Origin of the sequence: Flavobacterium sp. RHBU_24, assembly GCF_046613695.1 — a bacterium.
In the GTDB taxonomy this organism is placed as follows: domain Bacteria; phylum Bacteroidota; class Bacteroidia; order Flavobacteriales; family Flavobacteriaceae; genus Flavobacterium.
The window spans coordinates 39,959-60,179 of sequence record NZ_JBKJHD010000001.1 but is presented as its reverse complement, the minus strand read 5'-3'; the positions used below and the strand labels follow the sequence as shown (position 1 = coordinate 60,179).

17 protein-coding genes and 1 pseudogene are annotated in these 20,221 nt (G+C 45.6%); 11 read left to right on the top strand and 7 right to left on the bottom strand.

Translation table 11 applies throughout. The annotated features are described in order from the left end of the window. Positions 1-156 precede the first annotated feature (156 nt). Complete coding sequence (locus ACLI09_RS00245) at positions 157-3,576, bottom strand: hypothetical protein (RefSeq protein WP_411417565.1); 3,420 nt, start codon at positions 3,574-3,576, stop codon at positions 157-159. Between the two features lie 264 nt (positions 3,577-3,840). Here ACLI09_RS00245 and ACLI09_RS00240 point away from each other — a divergent pair, with 264 nt between their 5' ends. Both ACLI09_RS00240 and ACLI09_RS00235 read left to right on the top strand, forming a co-directional pair. Beyond that, a complete protein-coding gene (locus ACLI09_RS00240; protein WP_411417564.1) occupies positions 3,841-4,794 on the top strand; it encodes an L-threonine 3-dehydrogenase in 954 nt (317 codons plus the stop codon). A gap of 189 nt (positions 4,795-4,983) precedes the next feature. Further along, positions 4,984-5,637, top strand: a complete 654-nt coding sequence (locus ACLI09_RS00235) for an HD domain-containing protein (RefSeq protein ID WP_411417563.1) — start codon at positions 4,984-4,986, stop codon at positions 5,635-5,637. A gap of 104 nt (positions 5,638-5,741) precedes the next feature. On the opposite strand, the gene ACLI09_RS00230 is transcribed toward ACLI09_RS00235, so the two are convergent. The 6 genes from ACLI09_RS00230 to ACLI09_RS00205 form a co-directional block, all read right to left on the bottom strand. Then, positions 5,742-6,635, bottom strand: coding sequence for a DUF3078 domain-containing protein (locus tag ACLI09_RS00230; protein ID WP_411417562.1), 894 nt, complete (start codon positions 6,633-6,635; stop codon positions 5,742-5,744). A gap of 74 nt (positions 6,636-6,709) precedes the next feature. Next, a complete protein-coding gene (locus ACLI09_RS00225) occupies positions 6,710-7,234 on the bottom strand; it encodes a DUF2480 family protein (protein WP_411417561.1) in 525 nt (174 codons plus the stop codon). A gap of 182 nt (positions 7,235-7,416) precedes the next feature. Then, a complete protein-coding gene (locus ACLI09_RS00220) occupies positions 7,417-7,740 on the bottom strand; it encodes an SUF system Fe-S cluster assembly protein (protein WP_411417560.1) in 324 nt (107 codons plus the stop codon). 6 nt (positions 7,741-7,746) lie between these two features. Next, positions 7,747-8,166 carry a SufE family protein gene (locus ACLI09_RS00215; RefSeq protein ID WP_411417559.1) on the bottom strand — a complete coding sequence of 140 codons (420 nt, stop codon included), beginning with the start codon at positions 8,164-8,166 and terminating at the stop codon, positions 7,747-7,749. Between the two features lie 2 nt (positions 8,167-8,168). Further along, positions 8,169-8,636: a hypothetical protein gene (locus tag ACLI09_RS00210; RefSeq protein ID WP_411417558.1), complete on the bottom strand. Its 468-nt coding sequence runs from the start codon at positions 8,634-8,636 to the stop codon at positions 8,169-8,171. A gap of 172 nt (positions 8,637-8,808) precedes the next feature. Beyond that, positions 8,809-10,023, bottom strand: coding sequence for an aminotransferase class V-fold PLP-dependent enzyme (locus ACLI09_RS00205; RefSeq protein WP_411418002.1), 1,215 nt, complete (start codon positions 10,021-10,023; stop codon positions 8,809-8,811). A gap of 339 nt (positions 10,024-10,362) precedes the next feature. On the opposite strand from ACLI09_RS00205, the gene ACLI09_RS00200 reads away from it, so the two are divergent. The 9 genes and pseudogenes from ACLI09_RS00200 to rnpA all read left to right on the top strand — a co-directional run bounded on the left by ACLI09_RS00200 (position 10,363) and on the right by rnpA (position 20,173). Next, entirely contained in the window at positions 10,363-13,968 is a 3,606-nt protein-coding gene (locus ACLI09_RS00200) for a gliding motility-associated C-terminal domain-containing protein (RefSeq protein ID WP_411417557.1), read from the top strand. A 252-nt stretch (positions 13,969-14,220) separates the two neighbouring features. Beyond that, on the top strand, positions 14,221-14,550 hold the full coding sequence (locus ACLI09_RS00195) for a HesB/IscA family protein (protein WP_411417556.1): 330 nt from the start codon (positions 14,221-14,223) through the stop codon (positions 14,548-14,550). A gap of 142 nt (positions 14,551-14,692) precedes the next feature. Next, positions 14,693-16,141, top strand: coding sequence for a Fe-S cluster assembly protein SufB (gene sufB / locus ACLI09_RS00190; protein ID WP_411417555.1), 1,449 nt, complete (start codon positions 14,693-14,695; stop codon positions 16,139-16,141). Positions 16,142-16,168: 27 nt separating this feature from the next. Further along, positions 16,169-16,372: a hypothetical protein gene (locus ACLI09_RS00185; protein WP_411417554.1), complete on the top strand. Its 204-nt coding sequence runs from the start codon at positions 16,169-16,171 to the stop codon at positions 16,370-16,372. Next, positions 16,359-16,736, top strand: a complete 378-nt coding sequence (locus tag ACLI09_RS00180) for a PIN domain-containing protein (RefSeq protein ID WP_411417553.1) — start codon at positions 16,359-16,361, stop codon at positions 16,734-16,736. Before ACLI09_RS00185 ends, ACLI09_RS00180 begins: the two co-directional genes overlap by 14 nt. A 24-nt stretch (positions 16,737-16,760) precedes the next feature. Then, a complete protein-coding gene (sufC, locus tag ACLI09_RS00175; RefSeq protein WP_411417552.1) occupies positions 16,761-17,507 on the top strand; it encodes a Fe-S cluster assembly ATPase SufC in 747 nt (248 codons plus the stop codon). Between the two features lie 51 nt (positions 17,508-17,558). Continuing rightward, positions 17,559-17,948 (top strand): annotated as a pseudogene (locus ACLI09_RS00170) (four helix bundle protein). Positions 17,949-18,080: 132 nt separating this feature from the next. Beyond that, a complete protein-coding gene (gene sufD / locus ACLI09_RS00165; protein WP_411417551.1) occupies positions 18,081-19,400 on the top strand; it encodes a Fe-S cluster assembly protein SufD in 1,320 nt (439 codons plus the stop codon). 374 nt (positions 19,401-19,774) lie between these two features. Further along, the gene (rnpA, locus tag ACLI09_RS00160; protein ID WP_411417550.1) at positions 19,775-20,173 is read left to right on the top strand and encodes a ribonuclease P protein component; all 399 of its coding nucleotides are present in this window, start codon (positions 19,775-19,777) and stop codon (positions 20,171-20,173) included. Positions 20,174-20,221 lie beyond the last annotated feature (48 nt).

Genomic DNA, 20,221 nt, shown 5'->3' with positions numbered 1-20,221 from the left:
TGGTTGGTGCAAAGTCGCTCCCTTTCTTAAGGGGCGGCTTTGTTGTTTTTATGAGTTTCTGAGCTGCTGAGTAACTTCACTTTTATCTAAGCATATGGCTGCGCAGTAAAGGCTCGCTATCGTTACACCCCTTAGTGAAGCTACTGCTTCTGCCTGCTAAAAATAAGCCCTTAGCTGCACGCTGCCGGTGTGTACTGCCTTACTGGTTTCGCTCTTTCGGCCCTGGTAGTTAACGTTAATGTCTAAAAACTGGGTAAGGTTTTTTTGCAGCAGCAGGCGCCAGGTAGTGTTTTTACCGGCGGTAAGCCCCTGCAGCATCTGGTAGCCCGCGGCACTGGTTTGGCTGCCGGTATATTTGTTGTCGTATAATGAAAGTTCGCCATTAGCGGTAAAGCCTTTTTCTGATGCATAGTTAAACGACGTACCCAACCGGTGCTGGTTGAGTTTTTCCATTTCACTTATGGTATTTTCCTTATTTTGGAATTCATAAAATACATCCCAGCTCGCATTGCGCGAAAAGATATACGACACCTTCGGCCCGATGATATAATTATTGATGTCAAAATTCTTGCTGCCGTAATTTTCTGCCTCTGATGATGAGGTGCCCTTTTGCGCGTTTAGAGAGAGCAGCCAAATCTTTTGGATCAGGTGGGCATACTGCAACTGGTGCGACAGTATGCGGCTGTCCTGGCTGCCTACTGATAGCAGCGTTTTGCTGCGGTTGTTGAGGTAGGTATACGTTACGGAATGCTTTTGCTTGCCTCGATGATAAAAAATGCTGTTGCGAAAAGCTTCGTTAAGGCCCAGCAGGTTAGTTTCGCTTTGCGAAAACGGGTTAAGGTCAAAATTGTTGCCGTCGCGCTGTATCTTGCGGTCTACCAAATAAGAGGCCTGGTCGTAAAAGTACGAAAGGAATTTTTTAAAGCCGGTGCTTCCCTGCCACTGCCCCGGATTTAATGTAACGGACTGAGAGAATTTATTCTGGTGGGTGCCTATATACACCTGGTTGGGCAAATAAACCCGCACATAAATAGCCTGGTCAGGGAACGGCGCTACCTCAAACTCCTGAAGCTCCTGTATGCCGTTGCTGTTATAATCGTTCCAGCGGTACACGCCCTGCCCGGGCGCTACCTCAACGTAGGTGAACTCCTGCTGGGCAATGGTGCCTGAGAGGGTTTCAAAAGCGGTGGTAACCTGTACAAGCTGGTCCCAGTAGCGGTCGTTATACAACAGGCGCGAGTTGAGCGACGGCTGGTCCTGCTGTATGCCGTCGGTAAATTTTAGCTTGCGGTAGTTTACAAACAGGCTCAGGTCGCTCTTGTCGGTCTTCAGCAGGCGCGATTTAAGGTAGTACGAGCGGGAAGTATTTACCCTGTCCAGACTTTCGCCTACAAGGCTGTCGTTAGCGCGTTGCAGGTAGCCCAGCTCTACATATACTTTCGTGCTGTCGCCACGGCCTATAAAGGCACCATATTCCGTAAAGCTCTGGCTTAAGGTGCTGTAGGCATTAGTGGCTTTTAGTTTTTCTTTATTGTTTTCAAGGCGCAGGCTCGCTCCCACCCAGTTTTTGCCAAAATGGTATTTAGAAAGCGCCTCATTGCGAATAAACGCCGATTTGCTGTACACTCCATCGCTTTCCAGCCAGCTGCCGTTGTTTTGCACAAGCAGTTTGCCAAAGTTCATTTGCCCCGTAACCACCTGCCGCGTACCGCTAAAGGCGTTGCCAAAATCAAGCTTTTCAAGCTGGTAGGTGGCCTGGCCGTTTTTGGGTAGCTTCAGGTGGGTACCCGCTATCAGGTAACTCTGGTTATTGTCGGTAGTAACAATATTGGTAAGGTTCCAGTCGCGGCTGAACTCGATATTAAATAACCGCTCTATGGTACGGAAATCCTTTTGCACAAACTGGTAGTTGGCAAACGCATCCAGCAGCCATGTTTCTTTGGTAAAGAGGCGCTGCCTTGCGTCAAATTTAGCGGCGAGGCCCGTGTTGTTGCCGTCGTTTATGGGCGAATACAGGTTAATGTCGTTGTTGCTTATGCCGGCCTCAAAATCTACGAGTGTCTTTTCGGATGGGTTGTATTTGCCGAGGACTGTGGCAATCTGGATTTTAGCAGGGGGCGTAAGCCGTATCACCGGTTCATAATTGCCCTGCGGCACGCCGTTTACAGGTGAAACATATTCATATATCTTGCCTATCGCGGCAGCGTTGCTAAGAATATAGTTACCCAAATTGTTACCTACCAACGTAAACCGCACGTTGTACAATTCGTCATCAGGGTTGGTAGAATATTGGTATACTTCAATCCCATCCTGATTAATTTTTCGATACAGAATTTTATTTTCACTGTAGCTGTCTACGTACGCCGATGGCGCGGTCATTAAGGCTGTATCATCGCCGGCCTGCTGTAGCGCGGTTACCTGTTCTGTGGTCAGGTTTTGCTGCAGTGGCTGGTTTTTCATGTCGCTTTCGCTATATACATAGCCGCCTATGCTCCAGTCTTCTTCCCTGTGGGTAATGCCGCCATAGGTAACAAAACGGGTGTAGTTTTGCTGTGTATACTGGTACTCTACATTAATGCGCATCTCGCTGGTAATGGGAAACAGCGAGGTAAAGATGATCTCGCCGGCGTTATAGTCTATAACATAGTCATTGCTCTCGCCGCGTTCCAGCAGCACACCGTTTACATACACGCGCTCTGAACCAGAAATCACCAGTACATACAGTTCGCCGTTATTGCCCGTAAGCTTATACGGCCCCTGGTTGCCCTCCTGCCCGGTAAAGGTGCTGCGGGCATATTGCCCCCTAACCAGCGCCGCTGCCATGCTTATGGTGGTTTTACTATCGCCCTTTCCGAAGGTAAAATTAGTATTAAGCCCCTGTACTTTTTTGTTGAAGTTCAGGAAACGGGACTCCCGGTTTTCGAGGAAAAGGTCGCCCGCGCGCACATTCCAGTTGTCGCTGAACATTTCGATGAATATCTGGTCAAACTCATCCAGCCGCTGAGAGTAGCCGCCCTCCTGCAAGGGGATGTTGCTGTCCTGTATGCTGGCGCGCAGGCTTACTTTGTCTGACAATTTACCGGTAATTTGCAGGTCGAGGTTAGAATTAACTACCGCATTCTGGTTGTTGCCTATAGTAATGCCCCGGGTAATGCTGCCCGATGTGGTAAGCCCGTTAAAGGGTTTAAAGGTGCTAACAGCGCCCTGCTGGTAGGCAAAGCGCTGGCCGGTTTGCGCGTCGTTAGCTACCACGCGGGAGTTGTCATACAGGCTGTATTTTTTTGTAAGGAAATCGGGGTAGGGCAGGTAGGTAACCTTCAGGCTGTCTGCCGGGGCACCGCCGTTTTTAAAAATGACTTTTGCCGAAGAAAAATCAACCCGGTAAAGTGTAGTGTCTATGGCCTTGCCGCCGCTGTCAGTCAACTGAAAATAAGCAGGGTTGACAGAGATGCTGTCGATACGCACCGTATCGTTAACGGCTAATACATTCCGGGTTTTATGCTGCACAGGGTTGTCCTGCCCGTAAAGGCTGGCCGCGCACAATAAAAACATCCATAAAAGCCCGTTCTTTAGCATCTTATCCCTATAAACTCAAAAACTACAAAAGTAGTGTATTTGAGTAGGAAATTGGTTGCTGGTTGGCGGTTGTCGGTTGTTGGACTGTGCGATGGCGGAAGGCCGGTGCCTGATGCGGTGGGTGAGACCTATTCAATGCACAATATTCCCCTATAAGCGTTATTCAATCACAATCTTTCAAAAAAATGTTATAACAGAGTTATTAAAAAGTAAAATCGATAATTTTATTACTTTATCTTTGCGCAGTAAAACACAACACACTACATGGCGAACATTTTAATAATAGGCGCTTGCGGACAGATAGGTACAGAGCTTACCAAAAAACTCCGCGCCGTTTATGGCACTAACGCAGTAATAGCGTCTGATGTACGCAAGGGCGACCCTGATTTTGTAGCTTCGGGACCCTTTGAAGTTGTAAACGCGCTCGACTATAACCAGGTAGAGCATGTTATAGAAAAATATAATGTAGAGGATGTTTACCTTATGGCTGCACTGCTAAGTGCCACCGCCGAAAAAAACCCTGCCTTTGCCTGGGACCTCAACATGAATTCGCTTTTCCATGTGCTTAACCTTGCCAAAGGCGGCAAGATAAAAAAGATATTCTGGCCCAGCAGCATTGCTGTTTTTGGCCCTACCACCCCTAAGCAAAATACCCCGCAGTATACCATTATGGAGCCCAGCACCGTATATGGCATAAGCAAGCAAAGCGGCGAGCGCTGGTGCGAGTACTACCACAACATTTATGGTGTAGACGTGCGCAGCATACGCTACCCCGGCCTTATTAGCTGGAGCACCCCTCCCGGAGGCGGCACTACCGATTATGCTGTAGACATTTACCATAAAGCCCTTGAGAATGGAAGTTACACCTGCTTTTTAAGCGAGGAAACCCGCCTCCCCATGATGTATATGGACGATGCCATTCGCGCCACTGTAGAAATAATGCAGGCCCCGGCTGAAAGCATCAGCATACGCAGCAGCTACAACCTGAGCGCTATGGACTTTACACCTGCTGAGGTAGCTGAAGCCATACAAAGGGAAATTCCGGATTTCACGATAGGCTACGAGCCCGACTTCCGGCAAAAAATAGCCGACAGCTGGCCGCAAAGCATAGACGACAGCAGCGCGCGTGCAGACTGGGGCTGGCAACACGAATTTAACCTGGAAAGCATGACTAAAGATATGCTGATCCACCTGGAATCACTAAAACACGAAAACTAGACTATACTCAACACACTACTACCCGAAACGCCCGCAGCCAACTACCTGCGGGCGTTTTATTTTAATTGTTGTTATTGTTGTTACGTGGATTCAGTATTAGGAACTTCGAAGAACTTTGCTACTTTACCTCTCTAACTGCCTACTGCCGCTGACCACTGACCACTTTCCCTATCTTTGCAAAAAAAGACAATGAGCAATCCCACACTTATACACCACACCATAAATTTTGTTAAACAACAACTTGAGGGCGCTGAAGGCGGGCATGACTGGTTCCACATACAGCGGGTGTATAATAATGCGTTAAACATAGCACAAGGAGAGGCTTGCGATTTACTTATAGTGCAGCTGGGCGCGCTGCTGCACGATGTAGCCGATAGTAAATTTTACAATGGGGATGAAACCATAGGGCCACGCGTGGCGCGTGAATTTTTAGAAAGCCACAGCGTAAACGGGCAAACAATTGCCCACGTTATTGCCATTATAGAGAACATATCGTTTAAAGGCGGCAATTTTGAGAAGAAATTCAGCAGCATAGAGCTTGATATTGTGCAGGATGCCGACCGGCTTGATGCCATAGGTGCCATAGGCATAGCACGCACCTTTAACTACGGCGGGTTTAAGAACCGCCCCATATATGACCCCGGCATTGCACCGGAACTAAACCTGACAAAAGACCAGTACAAGGCCAGTGCGGCCCCCACAATCAATCATTTTTATGAAAAGCTGCTGTTGCTTAAAGACCGCATGAACACCGCCACGGGCCGCAAAATTGCCGAAGGCCGGCACAGGTATATGGAAGGCTTTCTGGCGCAGTTTTATGCCGAGTGGGAGGGGGAGCTTTAGTGTTCAGTAATCAGCAGTCGCAGTAGGCAGGGGCTTCACTCGGATGTTTGGATTGGAGCAAACCGAATTAACGAATCATCGAATTAACAAATTAACGGCGCAGCCTAAAACCCATAATTAGCCGATACGCCAAACACCTGCCTTACCTGGAAGCCCTGGTAGGCATTGTCGTCATAAATGGTCTGGAAGCTAAGGTTTGTGGTAAGGTAGCGGTTTATTTTCATTACTATATTCAGCTGGTAGTCGATATCCACATTTTGCGGGTCTTCCAGGTAGTTTGAATACAGGTTTACTATGTTCTCAAAAGTTACATTGGCAATGATGTCCAGCTTGTAATACAGGTTAGCATTAAAACCTAACTCATAGCGCATACTCTCCCCTTCTTTTACGCCAAAATACGCCTCGTTGGGCAATGTAAAGTTTTTATCTACAAAGGTAAATTTAGAGGTAGCGGGAGACAGGTTTATCTTAAAGTTTTCATTGCGGGTATACTGCATACCCGGCCCTACCAGCACATAAGCAGGCGACATAAAGTTTGTATATTCCTCGCGGGTTTCGGCGCCGTTTTCATCATTCTCATATAAATAGCCCTTAGTAAACTGTGTCCTGAAGTTTAAAAACGCGGTATACATCCAGCGTCCTGTAGCCTGCTTGCCCACCACCGAATTAAAGTACAGCCTGTCATCAGTTTTTTTGGCAAAGGCGCTGTTGCGCGTTTTTATAATGCCGTAAGAGGCTATTAGCTTGTTGTCCCAGCTCCAGGCACCTTTTTTATAATTAAAGTCATAATTAAGCCCAAGCGTACCCGATATGTTGTTCTCGCCGCCGGCAAGCCAGTTATCAAAAGTACTCTGGTTAAACATAAGCGATGCGTTGCCCTTTTTAGTCCACGGGCCTATGGTATCGTTATCTGCCTCTGCCTCATTAACCGGATTGTCCTGTGCGAAGGAGGTAAAAGCGGAAAGGCTGAACGCAAATAGTAAAAGTATTTTTTTCATGACAAGTAGGTTTCTCAAATTTACTGCAAACACCGTGCCTTAGCCGCGTGTAGGTTTTTTAATGTAAAAAATGACTATCTGCGTTTGTAGAGGGGTACCGACGAGCACGCCTCGCCAAACATGATGCTTTTAGCTACCGCCATTATCTTTTGGGTAGCCATTACATAGGCTTCCTGCGGTACCGGCTTGCGTGAGCAGCCTTTTATAATAACCGGTTTATCAGTATAGGGTGTATAATCAAGCCCGTCTAAAATTTCCTGGTAAATAAGCACATCAAGCTGCGCTACCGTTCCCTGTATTACTTTTTTGGCCACGGGCTGTAAGTATGTAGTTATAAGCATGTAGGCCCATGCGGGCACTATGGCATCGGTACTGCATTGCACCGCCACATATGCCCCGGCATACTGCTGCCAGTCATGGTTTTTAAGCGCTTCGCGAAAATCTTTTTCACGCAGTACAAAACCTTCCCACAACCATCCGGAAATGTCGAGTGTCAACCGCTTTCCTTCGGGATAATAATCTTCAAGGTCAAAAACCTGGAGGGCGCTGTTAGCCACACGGTTTACAATTTCGTCTTCTGTATTTATTTCGGGTTTCATATGAATTTTTTTTTAACGAGGCTGATTTAAATTGCCCGATTGCAGTAACACACCCCTAACCTCTCTCAAGAGGGGAATAGCTTCACTCGAACAAAAGCATCAGAGTGAAGGTATTGCCAGGGAAAACTGCGCCTGTTCGATGCGAACTTTATATACTTTCGACTTTCAAACTTTCGACTCAATTAAAGCATCCCCAACTCCAGCTTGGCTTCTTCGCTCATAAGGTCGCGGGTCCAGGGCGGGTCGAATGTTATTTCTACCTCAGCGGCCACCACGCCTTCTATTTTCCTTATTTTTTCCTCTACCTCGGCAGGGAGGCTTTCTGCCACAGGGCAGTTGGGCGAGGTAAGTGTCATTAATATTTTTACTTCACGGTCGGTATTAACCATTACGTCATACACAAGGCCAAGTTCATAAATATCTACAGGTATCTCAGGGTCATAAATGCCCTTAAGTACCTTTACTATCTCTTCCCCCAGTTGGGCGGTATCAATTTCCTGTTCCATAATTTATTAGTTTTTGGCACTAAAGGCCAGTGCATACATTTTTATTTGTTTTACCATGCTTACAAGGCCATTAGCACGCGTGGGCGAAAGGTGTTCCTTAAGGCCTATCTCGTCAATAAAACCTGTATCAGCCTCCAGTATAGCCTCAGGCTTCTGGTTGCTAAATACGCGTATCATTATGGCAATAAGGCCCTTGGTAAGTATCGCGTCGCTATCGGCAGTAAACACTATGTTGCCGCCCTGCTGTTCTGCATACAGCCATACTTTACTCTGGCAGCCTTTAATGATGTTATCCTCAGTTTTATACTGCTCATTAATCAGCGGTAGCGTTTTACCCAGGTCTATTACATACTGGTAACGCTCGTCCCACTCCTCAAACATCGAGAATTCATCTACAATCTCGTCCTGTATCTCTTTAATCTTCATGTTTATTTATTTGTCTCCATTCCCGCAAGCCTTATCATTTCATCTACCAGCCCTTTAACCTGTGCTGGCGGGTTGCCATGGTCAAACGTTGGGGTCCTGAACAGCTGGTCGCCTATCATTACCGTAAACGTAGCTGCAAGCGCGCCGTCGTACTGGTGTTTTTTGCTGGGCGCTTCAAGATCCTGCAGGCCACTGAGTTTTTTCTCTATATTTTTTTGGTAAAAATCCACCATATTGTTCCAGTCGGCTGTACTTATAGCTACGTTTTGTGGCTCTGCATCCCTGCCGTTTGTAACCTTAAGGCCTTCTGCTGTGGCAATAACCTTTTTATAACTGCCCCTGGTTAAGGCGGTATATTCAAACTGTAGCCCCTGGCCTTTACGGTCTGTTGAAGCTTGGGCTGTTTTTTTTGACGAACAGCAGCCCATGGTTACTGTAAGTAGTATCAGAATTGAAAGTGCTTTTTTCATTTTATGTTTTAATTATACACAGAGTTTCACGGAGTTTTTCACAGAGGCTCACAGAGAATTTTAAATTTTTAAAAACAGATGAAGGCAACTCTGTGAATCTCTGTGCCTCCTCCGTGTATCTCTGTGAAAATTTCAATCTTCAACATAAAATTAGCAAAAATATTGCCACTAATTAACTCAGCATCATCTGCGCCTTTTTTACGGCCGCCACAAGCGCGTCTATCTCTTCTTTAGTATTGTAAAAGGCAAATGATGCCCTTATGGTGCCGGGTATGCAAAAAGCGTTCATAACGGGCTGCGCGCAGTGGTGGCCGGTGCGCACCGCAATGCCCATTTTATCTACCAGCGTGCCCACATCATACGGGTGTATACCCTTAAGATTAAACGATATTACCGAAGCTTTTTCAGCCGCGGTGCCTATCAGTTCCATGCCATCTATTTCTAAAAGTTTTTGATTACCGTACTCTAAAAGGTTTTGCTCGTAAGCGGCTATGGCATCAAAACCCACGCCGTTAAGATAATCTATAGCTGTGCCCAGCACTATGCCGCCCTCTATATGCGGTGTGCCTGCCTCAAACTTGTGGGGCAGCCCGGCGTAGGTGGTTTTTTCAAAGGTAACTTCTTTTATCATTTCGCCGCCGCCTTGGTAGGGAGGGAGTTTCTCCAGCCATTCTTCTTTACCATATAAAATTCCGCTGCCGGTAGGGCCGCAGGTCTTGTGTCCGCTAAAGGCATAAAAATCAGCATCGAGCGCCTGTACATCCGGCTTGAGGTGCGGTGCCGCCTGGGCCCCGTCTATAAATACTGCGGCGCCAGAGGCGTGTGCCCTGTCTATAATATATTTTATAGGGTTTATGGTACCCAACGCGTTACTGATATGGTTAACCGCCACAATCTTCGTTTTTTCTGATATAAGGCGGTCAAATTCCTCCATAATAAGTTCGCCCTTTTCGTTCATGGGGATAACCTGAAGTGTAGCGCCCGTGCGCTCACAAAGCATCTGCCAGGGCACTATGTTACTATGGTGCTCCAGTGCCGATACCATTATATAGTCTCCCGCTTTTACAAACTGTGTAAACCCGCTGGCTACCAGGTTAATGCCGTGTGTGGTGCCGCTGGTAAACAGTACCTCATGCGAATGCTTCGCGTTAATGTGCTGCTGAACCGTTTGGCGTGATGCCTCATAAGCGTCTGTGGCTAACTGGCTCAGGGTGTGAACCCCGCGGTGTATGTTGGCATTGATTGTACTGTAGTATTGTGTAATAGCGTCAATAACTACCTGCGGTTTTTGTGACGTGGCAGCATTGTCAAAATACACCAGGGGCTTGCCGTTTACTTTTTGGTTAAGTATTGGGAAATCTGCCCTAATGGCGTTTATATCGAACAGTTGCAGTGTATCTACGTTGTGTGTTGCATCCATAATGCATAGAATTTTGTACAAAGTTACGAAATAAAATACGGATGCCTTCCTATGTTATGATTACGATTAAGGTTTAACATGGGATATATTGTACCTCCAGTTACCTCTATATCTCAACTTTTTTATAACAGGGAAATTCCCGCAGCGGCAACATATATAGAACCTGTAAGTAGCGAATGCAAAAACGAATACTAACTGATATCTCCACAACAAACCGCCGAAAACGTTGTAATTCTAAATACGGGTATAAACGTATTTAAGATAAGTTTAACTTGACCCCACACAAACATAAATTTACCTAACCTCATGAATTCAACACATTATAAATTAATCTGCCTGGCTGCCTTACTGCTTTCCGTTGCCGGGCATGCCCAGTGGCAAAACGGGCTCTGGACGGGCCATCAGGCGGACAACTGGTACTGGAGCTTTAACCAGGGGCTGAGCTTTGCAGGAGGCGGCCCACAATATGCGGAGGGCGGGCAAACCAGCGTAATGGAAGGTACCGCCGTAATGAGCGACGAAAACGGGCAGCTGCTGTTTTATGCCTCAAACGGAACGGTATGGAATAAAAACCATGTACAGATGCTAAACGGCGACAATATACTTAGCGGTAGCCAGAGTTCTACGCAATCGGGCATCATAGTGCCAAAACCCGGGGCTCCCGGCATCTATTACCTGTTTAACATTGCGCTGGAAAACGGCCTGGTATATTCTGAAATTGATATGTCTCTGGATAGCGGCCTGGGCGCCGTTACCGCAAACAAGAATATAGTGCTTGCCGATGATGCACGTGTGGAAAAAATTACAGCCGTATACCATGCTGATAAAGAGCGTATATGGGTAATATCGCACCGCTCGGCCAGCAACGAGTTTATTGCCTACCTGGTAGATGAATCTGGGATTGCAGAAACACCGGTTACAAGCGCCATAGGATATTCCTACACCACGGCTACTCCCTTCGAAGGTTCGTATATCAACGATGGCCCCGCAGGGCAGCTTAAAGCATCGCCCGATGGCACCCGGCTTGCAGCAGTGCAGGATTCGGGAGATGTTTTTGGGTCTTCTATAGTTAATGCCCAAATAGAAATTTTTGATTTTGACAATACTACGGGACAGGTTTCAAATATGAGGCATTTACAAATTACAAATGCCGGATACGGAATAGAATTTTCCCCTAACAGCCGGTACCTTTATGTTGCCGACAGCAATCGCCTGTTTGTTGGTGCGTTAGGTACTACAATCGTTAAAATATACCAATACGACCTTGATGCCGGAAATGAAAGCGCTATCGCGGCATCAGCAACTACAATAGGCCAGTATAACGGCCGGTATATGTGTGCACTGCAATTAGGCCCTGACGGCAAAATATATACCATGAATTCAACGGGGTTAAACACACTTGTTGCCATTAGCAACCCCAATAATGCAGGGCTGGCAGCCGGGTTTACAACTAATGTACTGACACTGACTGATGGCGATAGCATTGGCCTCCCTACGTTTAACCAAAGCTATTTTCAGTCGGGCATCTTATTTGATGAAAACTGCGGCAACGAAGTTTCCTTCAGCCTGCTGCGTATTCCTGATGTTACCCTTACGGCCTGGAATTTTGGCGACCCGGCCAGCGGCGCAGATAATACTTCTAACCTGGGGTACCACGTTTTCAGCACGCCGGGCACCTATACCGTAACGGCTGATGTAACGAGCAATAATGCCGTGCAAACCGTAACAGCCCAGGTTTTGGTTACCGGTAGTGGTATTGCCTTTACCCCGCCGCAGGATGTTGCCCAGTGTGCAGTAACCGGTACCACTGCAGTATTTGACCTTACCGCCCAGCAGGCCACTATTATGGCCGGGCTTGACGCCAATATTTACACCATTGCCTACTATACCTCAGCAACGGACGCCGATACGAGTACCAATGCAATAGCAAACCCCGCTGCTTTTACCTCTGCGGGGCAAACAATTTATGTAAGGATAACCGATACGGCTTCTGATTGTCATATCATTACCCAATTTGATGTTGAAGTTACCCCGGCCCCGGTTGCGGTTGCAGTGCCCGATTTACAGCTATGTGGTAGCGGTGGTAGTACGGCGTTTAACTTAACGGTTCAAAATGCAGCGTTATTGCAAAACCAGCCCGGCGCTACAGTTGCGTACTTTATTTCTTTGGCGGACGCCGATGCAAACACCAATGCCATAGCTAATGCAGGCAACTTCACCAACGGCACAAACCCGCAAACTATCTATGCCAGGGTGACTTCCGGTGATTGTTATGCGGTCAGCCAGTTCAACCTTACTATTATCCCGGCCCCGGTTGCGGTTGCGGTACCTGATTTACAGCTGTGTGGTAGCGGTGGTAGTACGGCGTTTAACTTAACGGTTCAAAATGCGGCCTTGCTTCAAAACCAGCCTGGCGCAACAGTTGCCTACTTTATTTCTTTGGCGGACGCCGATGCAAACACCAATGCCATAGCTAATGCAGGCAACTTTACCAACGGCACAAACCTACAAACTATCTACGCCAGGGTAACGTCCGGCGATTGCTATGCGGTTAGCCAGTTCAACCTTAGCGTTACCCCGGCCCCGGTTGCGGTTGCAGTGCCCGATTTACAGCTATGTGGTAGCGGTGGTAGTACGGCATTTGACTTGACGGTTCAAAATGCGGCCTTGCTTCAAAACCAGCCCGGCGCTACAGTTGCGTACTTTATTTCTTTGGCGGATGCCGATGCAAACACCAATGCCATAGCTAATGCAGGCAACTTTACCAACGGCACAAACCCACAAACTATCTACGCCAGGATAACTTCCGGTGATTGTTATGCGGTCAGCCAATTTGATATTAAAGTTAACGAAGCGCCGTTATCGGTTGTAGTACCTGATTTGCAGCTATGTGGTAGCGGTGGTAGTACGGCGTTTAACTTAACGGTTCAAAATGCGGCCTTGCTTCAAAACCAGCCTGGCGCAACAGTTGCGTACTTTATTTCTTTGGCGGATGCCGATGCAAACACCAATGCCATAGCAAACACTGCAAGTTTTGCAAATACCGCAAACCCGCAAACAATTTATGCCAGGATAACCTCCGGCGATTGCTATGCAGTTAGCGAATTTGAACTTAACGTTACCCCAGCCCCGGTTGCGGTTGCGGTACCCGATTTGCAGCTATGTGGTAGCGGTGGTAGTACGGTGTTTGATCTAACTACCCAGAATGCAGCGTTATTGCAAAACCAGCCCGGCGCAACAGTTGCTTACTTTATTTCTTTGGAGGACGCCGATGCAAACACCAATGCCATTGCCAATGCAGGCAGCTTCACCAACGGCACAAACCCACAAACTATCTACACGAGGATAACTTCCGGCGATTGCTATGCAGTTAGCCAATTTGATATTAAAGTTAACGAAGCGCCGTTATCGGCAATATCATTTTCTATTGCCGGCTGCCCACCGTTTAACCTTAACGCAGCCGTAGAAGGTGTTTCCGGGGATGTGGTGCTTACCTATTACGCCTCCGAAAGCAATGCTGAAAATGCTGCGGACGCATTGGCCGATACCACGCAGTATATATTTACAGGGGAAGCACAAACAGTATATGTGCGGGCTGAGAGCGCTGCGGGCTGTGTAAGCATTGTGCCTATTGCCATCACGAAAGGCGACTGCATGATACCCCGGGGCATTTCTCCAAATGGCGACACGCTAAATGATAGTTTTGACCTTTCGTTCCTGGAGGTGCGCAAGCTGGTTATTTACAACCGCTATGGCCTTGAGGTATACAGCCGCCACAACTACAAAAACGAATGGTACGGCCAGGCCGACAACAATAACGAGTTGCCCACCGGCACTTATTTTTACGTGGTAGAGCCTGAAATGGGGCAAAGCACCACGGGCTGGGTGTACATAAACCGGCAAACTAATTAATGGATATATTTTCTTTCTATATATCAGTTCCACAAACAAACAGTGCGGTAAAGCCTCCCTCGGGAGGCTTTACTAATTTATTAATTTAACACGTTAAGGCGTTAATCAATATTTATGAGGGCTCCATTTTTATAATTTTATGTATAACTATTGCTTATACTGATATGTATACAAAATATGTAGCCGATATTGCTTTACATAAAAATGCCGTATCTTTGCACTAAATTTAGACTAATTATATATTATTAAGTTATGATAAAAGTATCTGATTCAGCAAAGAAAAGGGCCATTATGCTCATGGAGGATGACGGCTTTAACGCGCAAACCGATTATATAAGGGTGGGTGTAAAAAGTGGAGGATGTTCAGGCTTGTCATACGAATTAAAATTTGACAACGCGCTGAGCGAAACGGATAAAGTGTTTGAAGACAATGGTGTAAAGATAGCCGTAGACAAAAAAAGCGTGCTGTACCTTGCCGGTACTGTGCTTGAGTTTAGCGGCGGGCTTAACGGCAAAGGCTTTGTTTTTAATAACCCTAATGCCAGCAGGACCTGCGGTTGCGGGGAGAGCTTCTCGCTTTAGCGAATTTAAAGTTTAACGTTTCAGGTTTAAAGTTGCTTAGCCGCCTGAAATGAACCCATTAAATAAATACTATTTCAGCCTTGTTTTTACGTTTGAGTAAGCAACCTTAAACCTTAAACCTTAAACCTGAAACAAAAAAAGAATGAGTAAGTATACCGAAGATGATTTAAAGATCGAGCTCGAAAATAAAGAATACGAGTACGGTTTTTATACCGATATAGAGAGCGACACGTTTCCCATAGGGTTAAGCGAGGAAGTTATACGTGCGCTTTCGCTAAAAAAGGAAGAGCCGGAATGGATGACCGAGTGGCGCCTTGAGGCCTATCGTGCGTGGGAGCAGATGACGGAACCAACCTGGGCAAACGTTCATTATGCCAAGCCTGATTTTCAGGCCATTTCTTATTACTCGGCGCCTAAGAAAGCCGACCCAAGTAAAACGCTTGACGATGTAGACCCGGAGCTTTTGGCCATGTACAAAAAACTGGGCATCTCTGTAGATGAACAAAAAATGATGAATAATGTGGCTGTTGATATTGTAGTAGACTCAGTTTCTGTAGCTACTACGTTTAAGAAAACATTAGCCGAAAAAGGCATTATTTTCTGCCCTATATCCGAAGCAATTAAAGAACACCCGGAACTTGTAAGAAAGTACATCGGCACTGTTGTGCCACAAAAAGATAACTTTTATGCAGCGTTAAACTCGGCGGTATTTACCGATGGCTCTTTTTGCTACATCCCTAAAGGGGTGCGCTGCCCGATGGAGCTGAGCACGTACTTCCGTATTAACCAGGCAGGAACCGGCCAGTTTGAGCGTACGCTGGTAATAGCCGATGAAAACAGCTATGTAAGCTATCTGGAAGGCTGTACCGCGCCAAGCCGCGACGAAAACCAGCTGCATGCTGCTGTGGTAGAGCTTATAGCCATGGACAATGCCGAAATAAAATACAGTACTGTACAAAACTGGTTCCCGGGAAATAAAGAGGGTAAAGGCGGGGTTTATAATTTTGTAACCAAGCGCGGCCTTTGCGAAACCAATGCAAAAATAAGCTGGACCCAGGTAGAAACAGGATCTGCCGTTACCTGGAAATACCCAAGTTGTGTGCTTAAGGGAGACAATTCGGTAGGGGAGTTCTACTCTATTGCCGTAACCAATAACTACCAGCAGGCCGATACGGGCACCAAGATGATTCACCTTGGTAAAAACACTAAGAGTACCATTATATCTAAAGGTATATCTGCCGGTAAGTCGCAAAACAGCTACCGCGGCCTTGTACAGATAGGGAGCCGTGCCGATAACGCGCGTAACTTCTCTCAGTGTGACTCGCTGCTTATGGGCAACAACTGCGGTGCGCATACGTTCCCATACATAGAATCTAAAAACACCTCGGCCAAAATAGAGCACGAGGCCACGACCAGTAAAATTGGTGAAGACCAGGTGTTTTACTGCAACCAGCGCGGCATCCCTACAGAAAAAGCTATTGCACTAATAGTGAACGGCTTTAGTAAAGAGGTGCTAAACAAGCTGCCAATGGAGTTTGCTGTGGAGGCGCAGAAGCTTTTGGAGATTTCGTTAGAAGGATCGGTGGGGTAATTTGAAAATGAGATAATTTGAAAAGTTATGGATTTAATTCTTAAAAATGTCGAGGACAAGCATTTACCGGTTTTAAAGTCGATTGCCGAAGCTTTTGGTATTGAAATAAAAAATGCCGAAACAACAGAACCTGTTAAAAAAGGTTTTGATGCAAAAGCTTTTCTTGGAACAGTGAAGTTTGACAAAGACCCACTTGAAATACAAAAAGAAATGAGAGATGAGTGGGAATAAGTTAGTTGTTGATACTAATATAATCCTATATATCTTAAATGGAGATGCAAATACCCTGAATTATATTCAGGGTAAAGATGTTTACATCTCTTCGATTTCCGAAATTGAATTGCTAAGTTATTCAAAACTTACTGAATATGATTTTGTTCAAATCAAGAATTTATTGAAAACAGTAAAAATTGTCGAACTAACCGCTTCGGTAAAAGATTATACGATTTCAATAAGAAAAAAATATAAATTTAAGTTGCCCGACAGTATTGTATTAGCAACAGCGGCTTATTTAGGCATTCCATTATTAACCGCTGATAGACAATTGGCAAGAGCAGAAGAAGAAACCGATATTATAATTTATAACATATCGTAAACATAAAGAATCAACAGAACGAATATGCTTACAATTAAGAACCTGCATGCCAGGGTAGAAGACAAAGATATTTTAAGAGGCATCAACCTTGAGGTTAAGGCCGGGGAGGTACATGCCATAATGGGGCCTAACGGCTCGGGTAAAAGTACCCTTTCGTCGGTTATTGCCGGTAATGAAAACTATGAGGTAACCGATGGCGAAATACTCCTTGAAGGTGAAGACATAGGCGAACTGGCCCCGGAAGAACGCGCACACAAAGGTGTGTTCCTTTCGTTTCAGTACCCGGTGGAGATTCCGGGTGTATCGGTAACTAACTTTATGAAAACTGCTATAAATGAGACCCGCAAGGCAAACGGTAAGGAAGAAATGCCGGCCAACGAAATGCTGAAGCTGATCCGTGAGAAGAGCGAGCTTCTTGAAATCGACCGTAAGTTTTTGTCGCGTTCGCTAAACGAGGGCTTTTCGGGTGGGGAGAAAAAGCGTAACGAGATCTTCCAGATGGCCATGCTGGAGCCTAAGTTGGCAATCCTTGATGAAACGGACTCAGGCCTTGATATCGACGCGCTCCGTATTGTAGCAAATGGTGTAAACAAACTGCGCAGCGAAGACAACGCGGTTATTGTTATCACGCACTACCAGCGCCTTCTTGATTATATCGTTCCGGATTTTGTGCACGTACTATACAACGGAAAAATTGTAAAATCGGGTGGCAAAGAGCTGGCCTACGAACTTGAAGAAAAAGGCTACGACTGGATTAAAGCGGAAAATTAATTTTTAGTTTCAGGTTTCAGGTTTAAAGTTGTTTTTAAAGTTGATTATAGCATGGCGACAATTAAACGGTTTGAAGAACTAGAGATATGGAAAGAAGCGAGGCGCCTTGCAAAAGAGATTCACCTAATTTCAATTGAAACAGAACTAAAAAATGATTTTAGGCTAAAGAGCTAGGTCAAAAGTGCTTCAGGTTCTGTTATGGATAACATTGCTGAAGGCTTTGAAAGAGACGGTAACCTTGAGTTCCGGCAGTTTTTATCAATTGCTAAAGGCTCTGCCGGAGAAGCACGTTCACAGCTTTACAGGATATATGATTGCAATTATATTTCCGCAGAAAACCTGGAATTGTTAGTAGCAGATTACGAAAAGTTGAGTGGCAAAATAAGTAATTTTATAAGTTACCTAAATAAAAAAGATTTTAAAGGGATTAAATTTCAGTAACCTGAAACCTTAAACTTGAAACAAATAGTACGGTTTGAGTAAACAACCTGAAACTTTAAACCTGAAACCAAATAATGAGGATGATTTGGGGTTTGAGTGAGCAACCTGAAACCTGAAACCTGAAACTAAACTATGGACCTTAAAGAAAAACTATTATCGTCTTTTATGGCTTTTGAGGAGCGTGTAGATGTTACCACATCACTGCATGACATCCGTACCGAAGCCATTAAGAACTTTGAAAATAAAGGCTTCCCTACTAAAAAAGAGGAGGCCTGGAAATATACGTCGCTAAACAGCGTGCTTAAGAACGACTTTAGTGTGTTCCCTAAGCAGGACAACGCTATAGACTACCCGGGGCATGTAAAAAAATATTTTCTCCATGAGATAGATACCTACAAACTTGTTTTTGTAGACGGTATTTTTAGCTCATTTTTAAGCAGTACTACCCATGACGGTCTTGATGTGTGCCTTATGAGCAGTGCGCTTACCAAACCAAAATATAAAGAGGTTATAGATACCTACTTCAATAAAATTGCTAATACCGATGACAGCCTTACGTCGCTTAACACCGCGTTTGCTATAGAGGGCGCATTCATTAACATCCCTAAAAGCAAAGTGGCCGATAAGCCTGTGGAGATATTATATCTTTCCACCGGAAACGAAGCCGCACTTATGTTGCAGCCTCGTAATCTTATCATTGTGGGCGAAAACGCGCACGTGCAAATTATAGAGCGCCACCAGAGCCTTAACAGCAACCCGGTGCTTACTAACAGCGTTACCGAAATATTCGCGCAGCCATATAGTAATGTTGATTACTACAAGATTCAGAACGACGTGCAAACGGCAAACCTGGTAGATAATACCTACATCGCCCAAAAACGCAATAGCAACGCCTCTGTGCATACTTTTTCGTTTGGCGGCAACATTACCCGCAACAACCTTAATTTTTACCACCAGGGCGAGCACATCGAGAGTACGCTTAAGGGTATTACCATCATTGGCGACAAGCAGCTGGTAGACCACTTTACCCTCGTGCGCCACGCCACTCCTAATTGCGAAAGCCACCAGAACTACAAAGGTATTTTTGACGGAAACTCCACCGGGGTTTTTAACGGGAAGATATACGTAGAGAAAGAAGCGCAGAAAACCGATGCTTTCCAGCAGAACAACAATATACTGATAAGCGACAAAGCGACCATAAACGCCAAGCCTCAGCTTGAGATATTTGCCGATGACGTAAAATGTTCGCACGGCTGTACCATAGGCCAACTGGACGAAAGCGCGATGTTTTACCTGCAAAGCCGTGGTATCCCTAAAAAAGAGGCCAAGGCCCTGCTTATGTATGCCTTTAGCAACGAGGTAATCGACAGTATCCGCATACCGGAGCTTAAGCAGCGCATTACAAAACTCATCGCCAGCAAGCTGGGCGTAAATATGGGTTTTGATTTATAAGAATTTATCCGTTTTTAAATAGTGAAGAACTGCCTTTCGGGGCAGTTTTTTTGTTTTAGTAATTATATTTTACCACAAAGGACACAAGGATTTTTCACGATGAACACAAAGCTGTATGGGTAGTATGTCGTGTACTAAAGAACACACCCGAGGCGAAGACGAACTGACGAAGTAAAGCTTCGTGTTCTTCCGCCAAAGGCGGTTTGCTTAGTGCACTTTGTGAAAAAATCTTTGTGGCCCTTGTGGTAAAAATTTCGCTATTAAGTCATATCTCACGCAAAGCCGTAGAGACGCAAAGCTAGGGATGTAATATGCGGAATGTAAAAAAATGTTGAATTTGTTTCAAGACAAAAGAACATTACCTTTGCCTCCGCATGGAGACTAAACGCTATACCTACCCAAAAGCCGAAAAGCTCAAGAGCCGCAACCTGATAGGCGATATGTTTACGCAGGGCAAGTCGGTGTCAAAGTACCCGCTACGGCTGGTGTATGTGCCGTTGGATTCGCTCGAGGGCGCGCCGTTGCAAATGGGGGTGTCGGTTTCTAAAAAACACTTTAAGCGCGCGCACGACCGCAATTACTTCAAACGTGTATTGCGCGAAGCCTACCGCCACAACAAGCATATATTGTTTGATGCGATAGACAAGCCCTACGCTATCATGTTTTTTTACCAGACTAAAGACCGGCTTACCCATCAGGAAATTACCGAAAAGACCGTACAGCTATTCCAGAAATTCCTTATCCAGGAGGGATTTGCAAATAAAGCTGAGTAACATACTAATGCTATACACTTTAGCGTTTTACAGCTAAATATACCAACC

Coding starts and splice junctions, on each gene's coding strand:
- ACLI09_RS00245 (WP_411417565.1), bottom strand. CDS start 3,576: ATGCTAAAGAACGGGCTTTTATGGATGTTTTTATTGTGCGCGGCCAGC.
- ACLI09_RS00240 (WP_411417564.1), top strand. CDS start 3,841: ATGGCGAACATTTTAATAATAGGCGCTTGCGGACAGATAGGTACAGAG.
- ACLI09_RS00235 (WP_411417563.1), top strand. CDS start 4,984: ATGAGCAATCCCACACTTATACACCACACCATAAATTTTGTTAAACAA.
- ACLI09_RS00230 (WP_411417562.1), bottom strand. CDS start 6,635: ATGAAAAAAATACTTTTACTATTTGCGTTCAGCCTTTCCGCTTTTACC.
- ACLI09_RS00225 (WP_411417561.1), bottom strand. CDS start 7,234: ATGAAACCCGAAATAAATACAGAAGACGAAATTGTAAACCGTGTGGCT.
- ACLI09_RS00220 (WP_411417560.1), bottom strand. CDS start 7,740: ATGGAACAGGAAATTGATACCGCCCAACTGGGGGAAGAGATAGTAAAG.
- ACLI09_RS00215 (WP_411417559.1), bottom strand. CDS start 8,166: ATGAAGATTAAAGAGATACAGGACGAGATTGTAGATGAATTCTCGATG.
- ACLI09_RS00210 (WP_411417558.1), bottom strand. CDS start 8,636: ATGAAAAAAGCACTTTCAATTCTGATACTACTTACAGTAACCATGGGC.
- ACLI09_RS00200 (WP_411417557.1), top strand. CDS start 10,363: ATGAATTCAACACATTATAAATTAATCTGCCTGGCTGCCTTACTGCTT.
- ACLI09_RS00195 (WP_411417556.1), top strand. CDS start 14,221: ATGATAAAAGTATCTGATTCAGCAAAGAAAAGGGCCATTATGCTCATG.
- sufB (WP_411417555.1), top strand. CDS start 14,693: ATGAGTAAGTATACCGAAGATGATTTAAAGATCGAGCTCGAAAATAAA.
- ACLI09_RS00185 (WP_411417554.1), top strand. CDS start 16,169: ATGGATTTAATTCTTAAAAATGTCGAGGACAAGCATTTACCGGTTTTA.
- ACLI09_RS00180 (WP_411417553.1), top strand. CDS start 16,359: ATGAGTGGGAATAAGTTAGTTGTTGATACTAATATAATCCTATATATC.
- sufC (WP_411417552.1), top strand. CDS start 16,761: ATGCTTACAATTAAGAACCTGCATGCCAGGGTAGAAGACAAAGATATT.
- sufD (WP_411417551.1), top strand. CDS start 18,081: ATGGACCTTAAAGAAAAACTATTATCGTCTTTTATGGCTTTTGAGGAG.
- rnpA (WP_411417550.1), top strand. CDS start 19,775: ATGGAGACTAAACGCTATACCTACCCAAAAGCCGAAAAGCTCAAGAGC.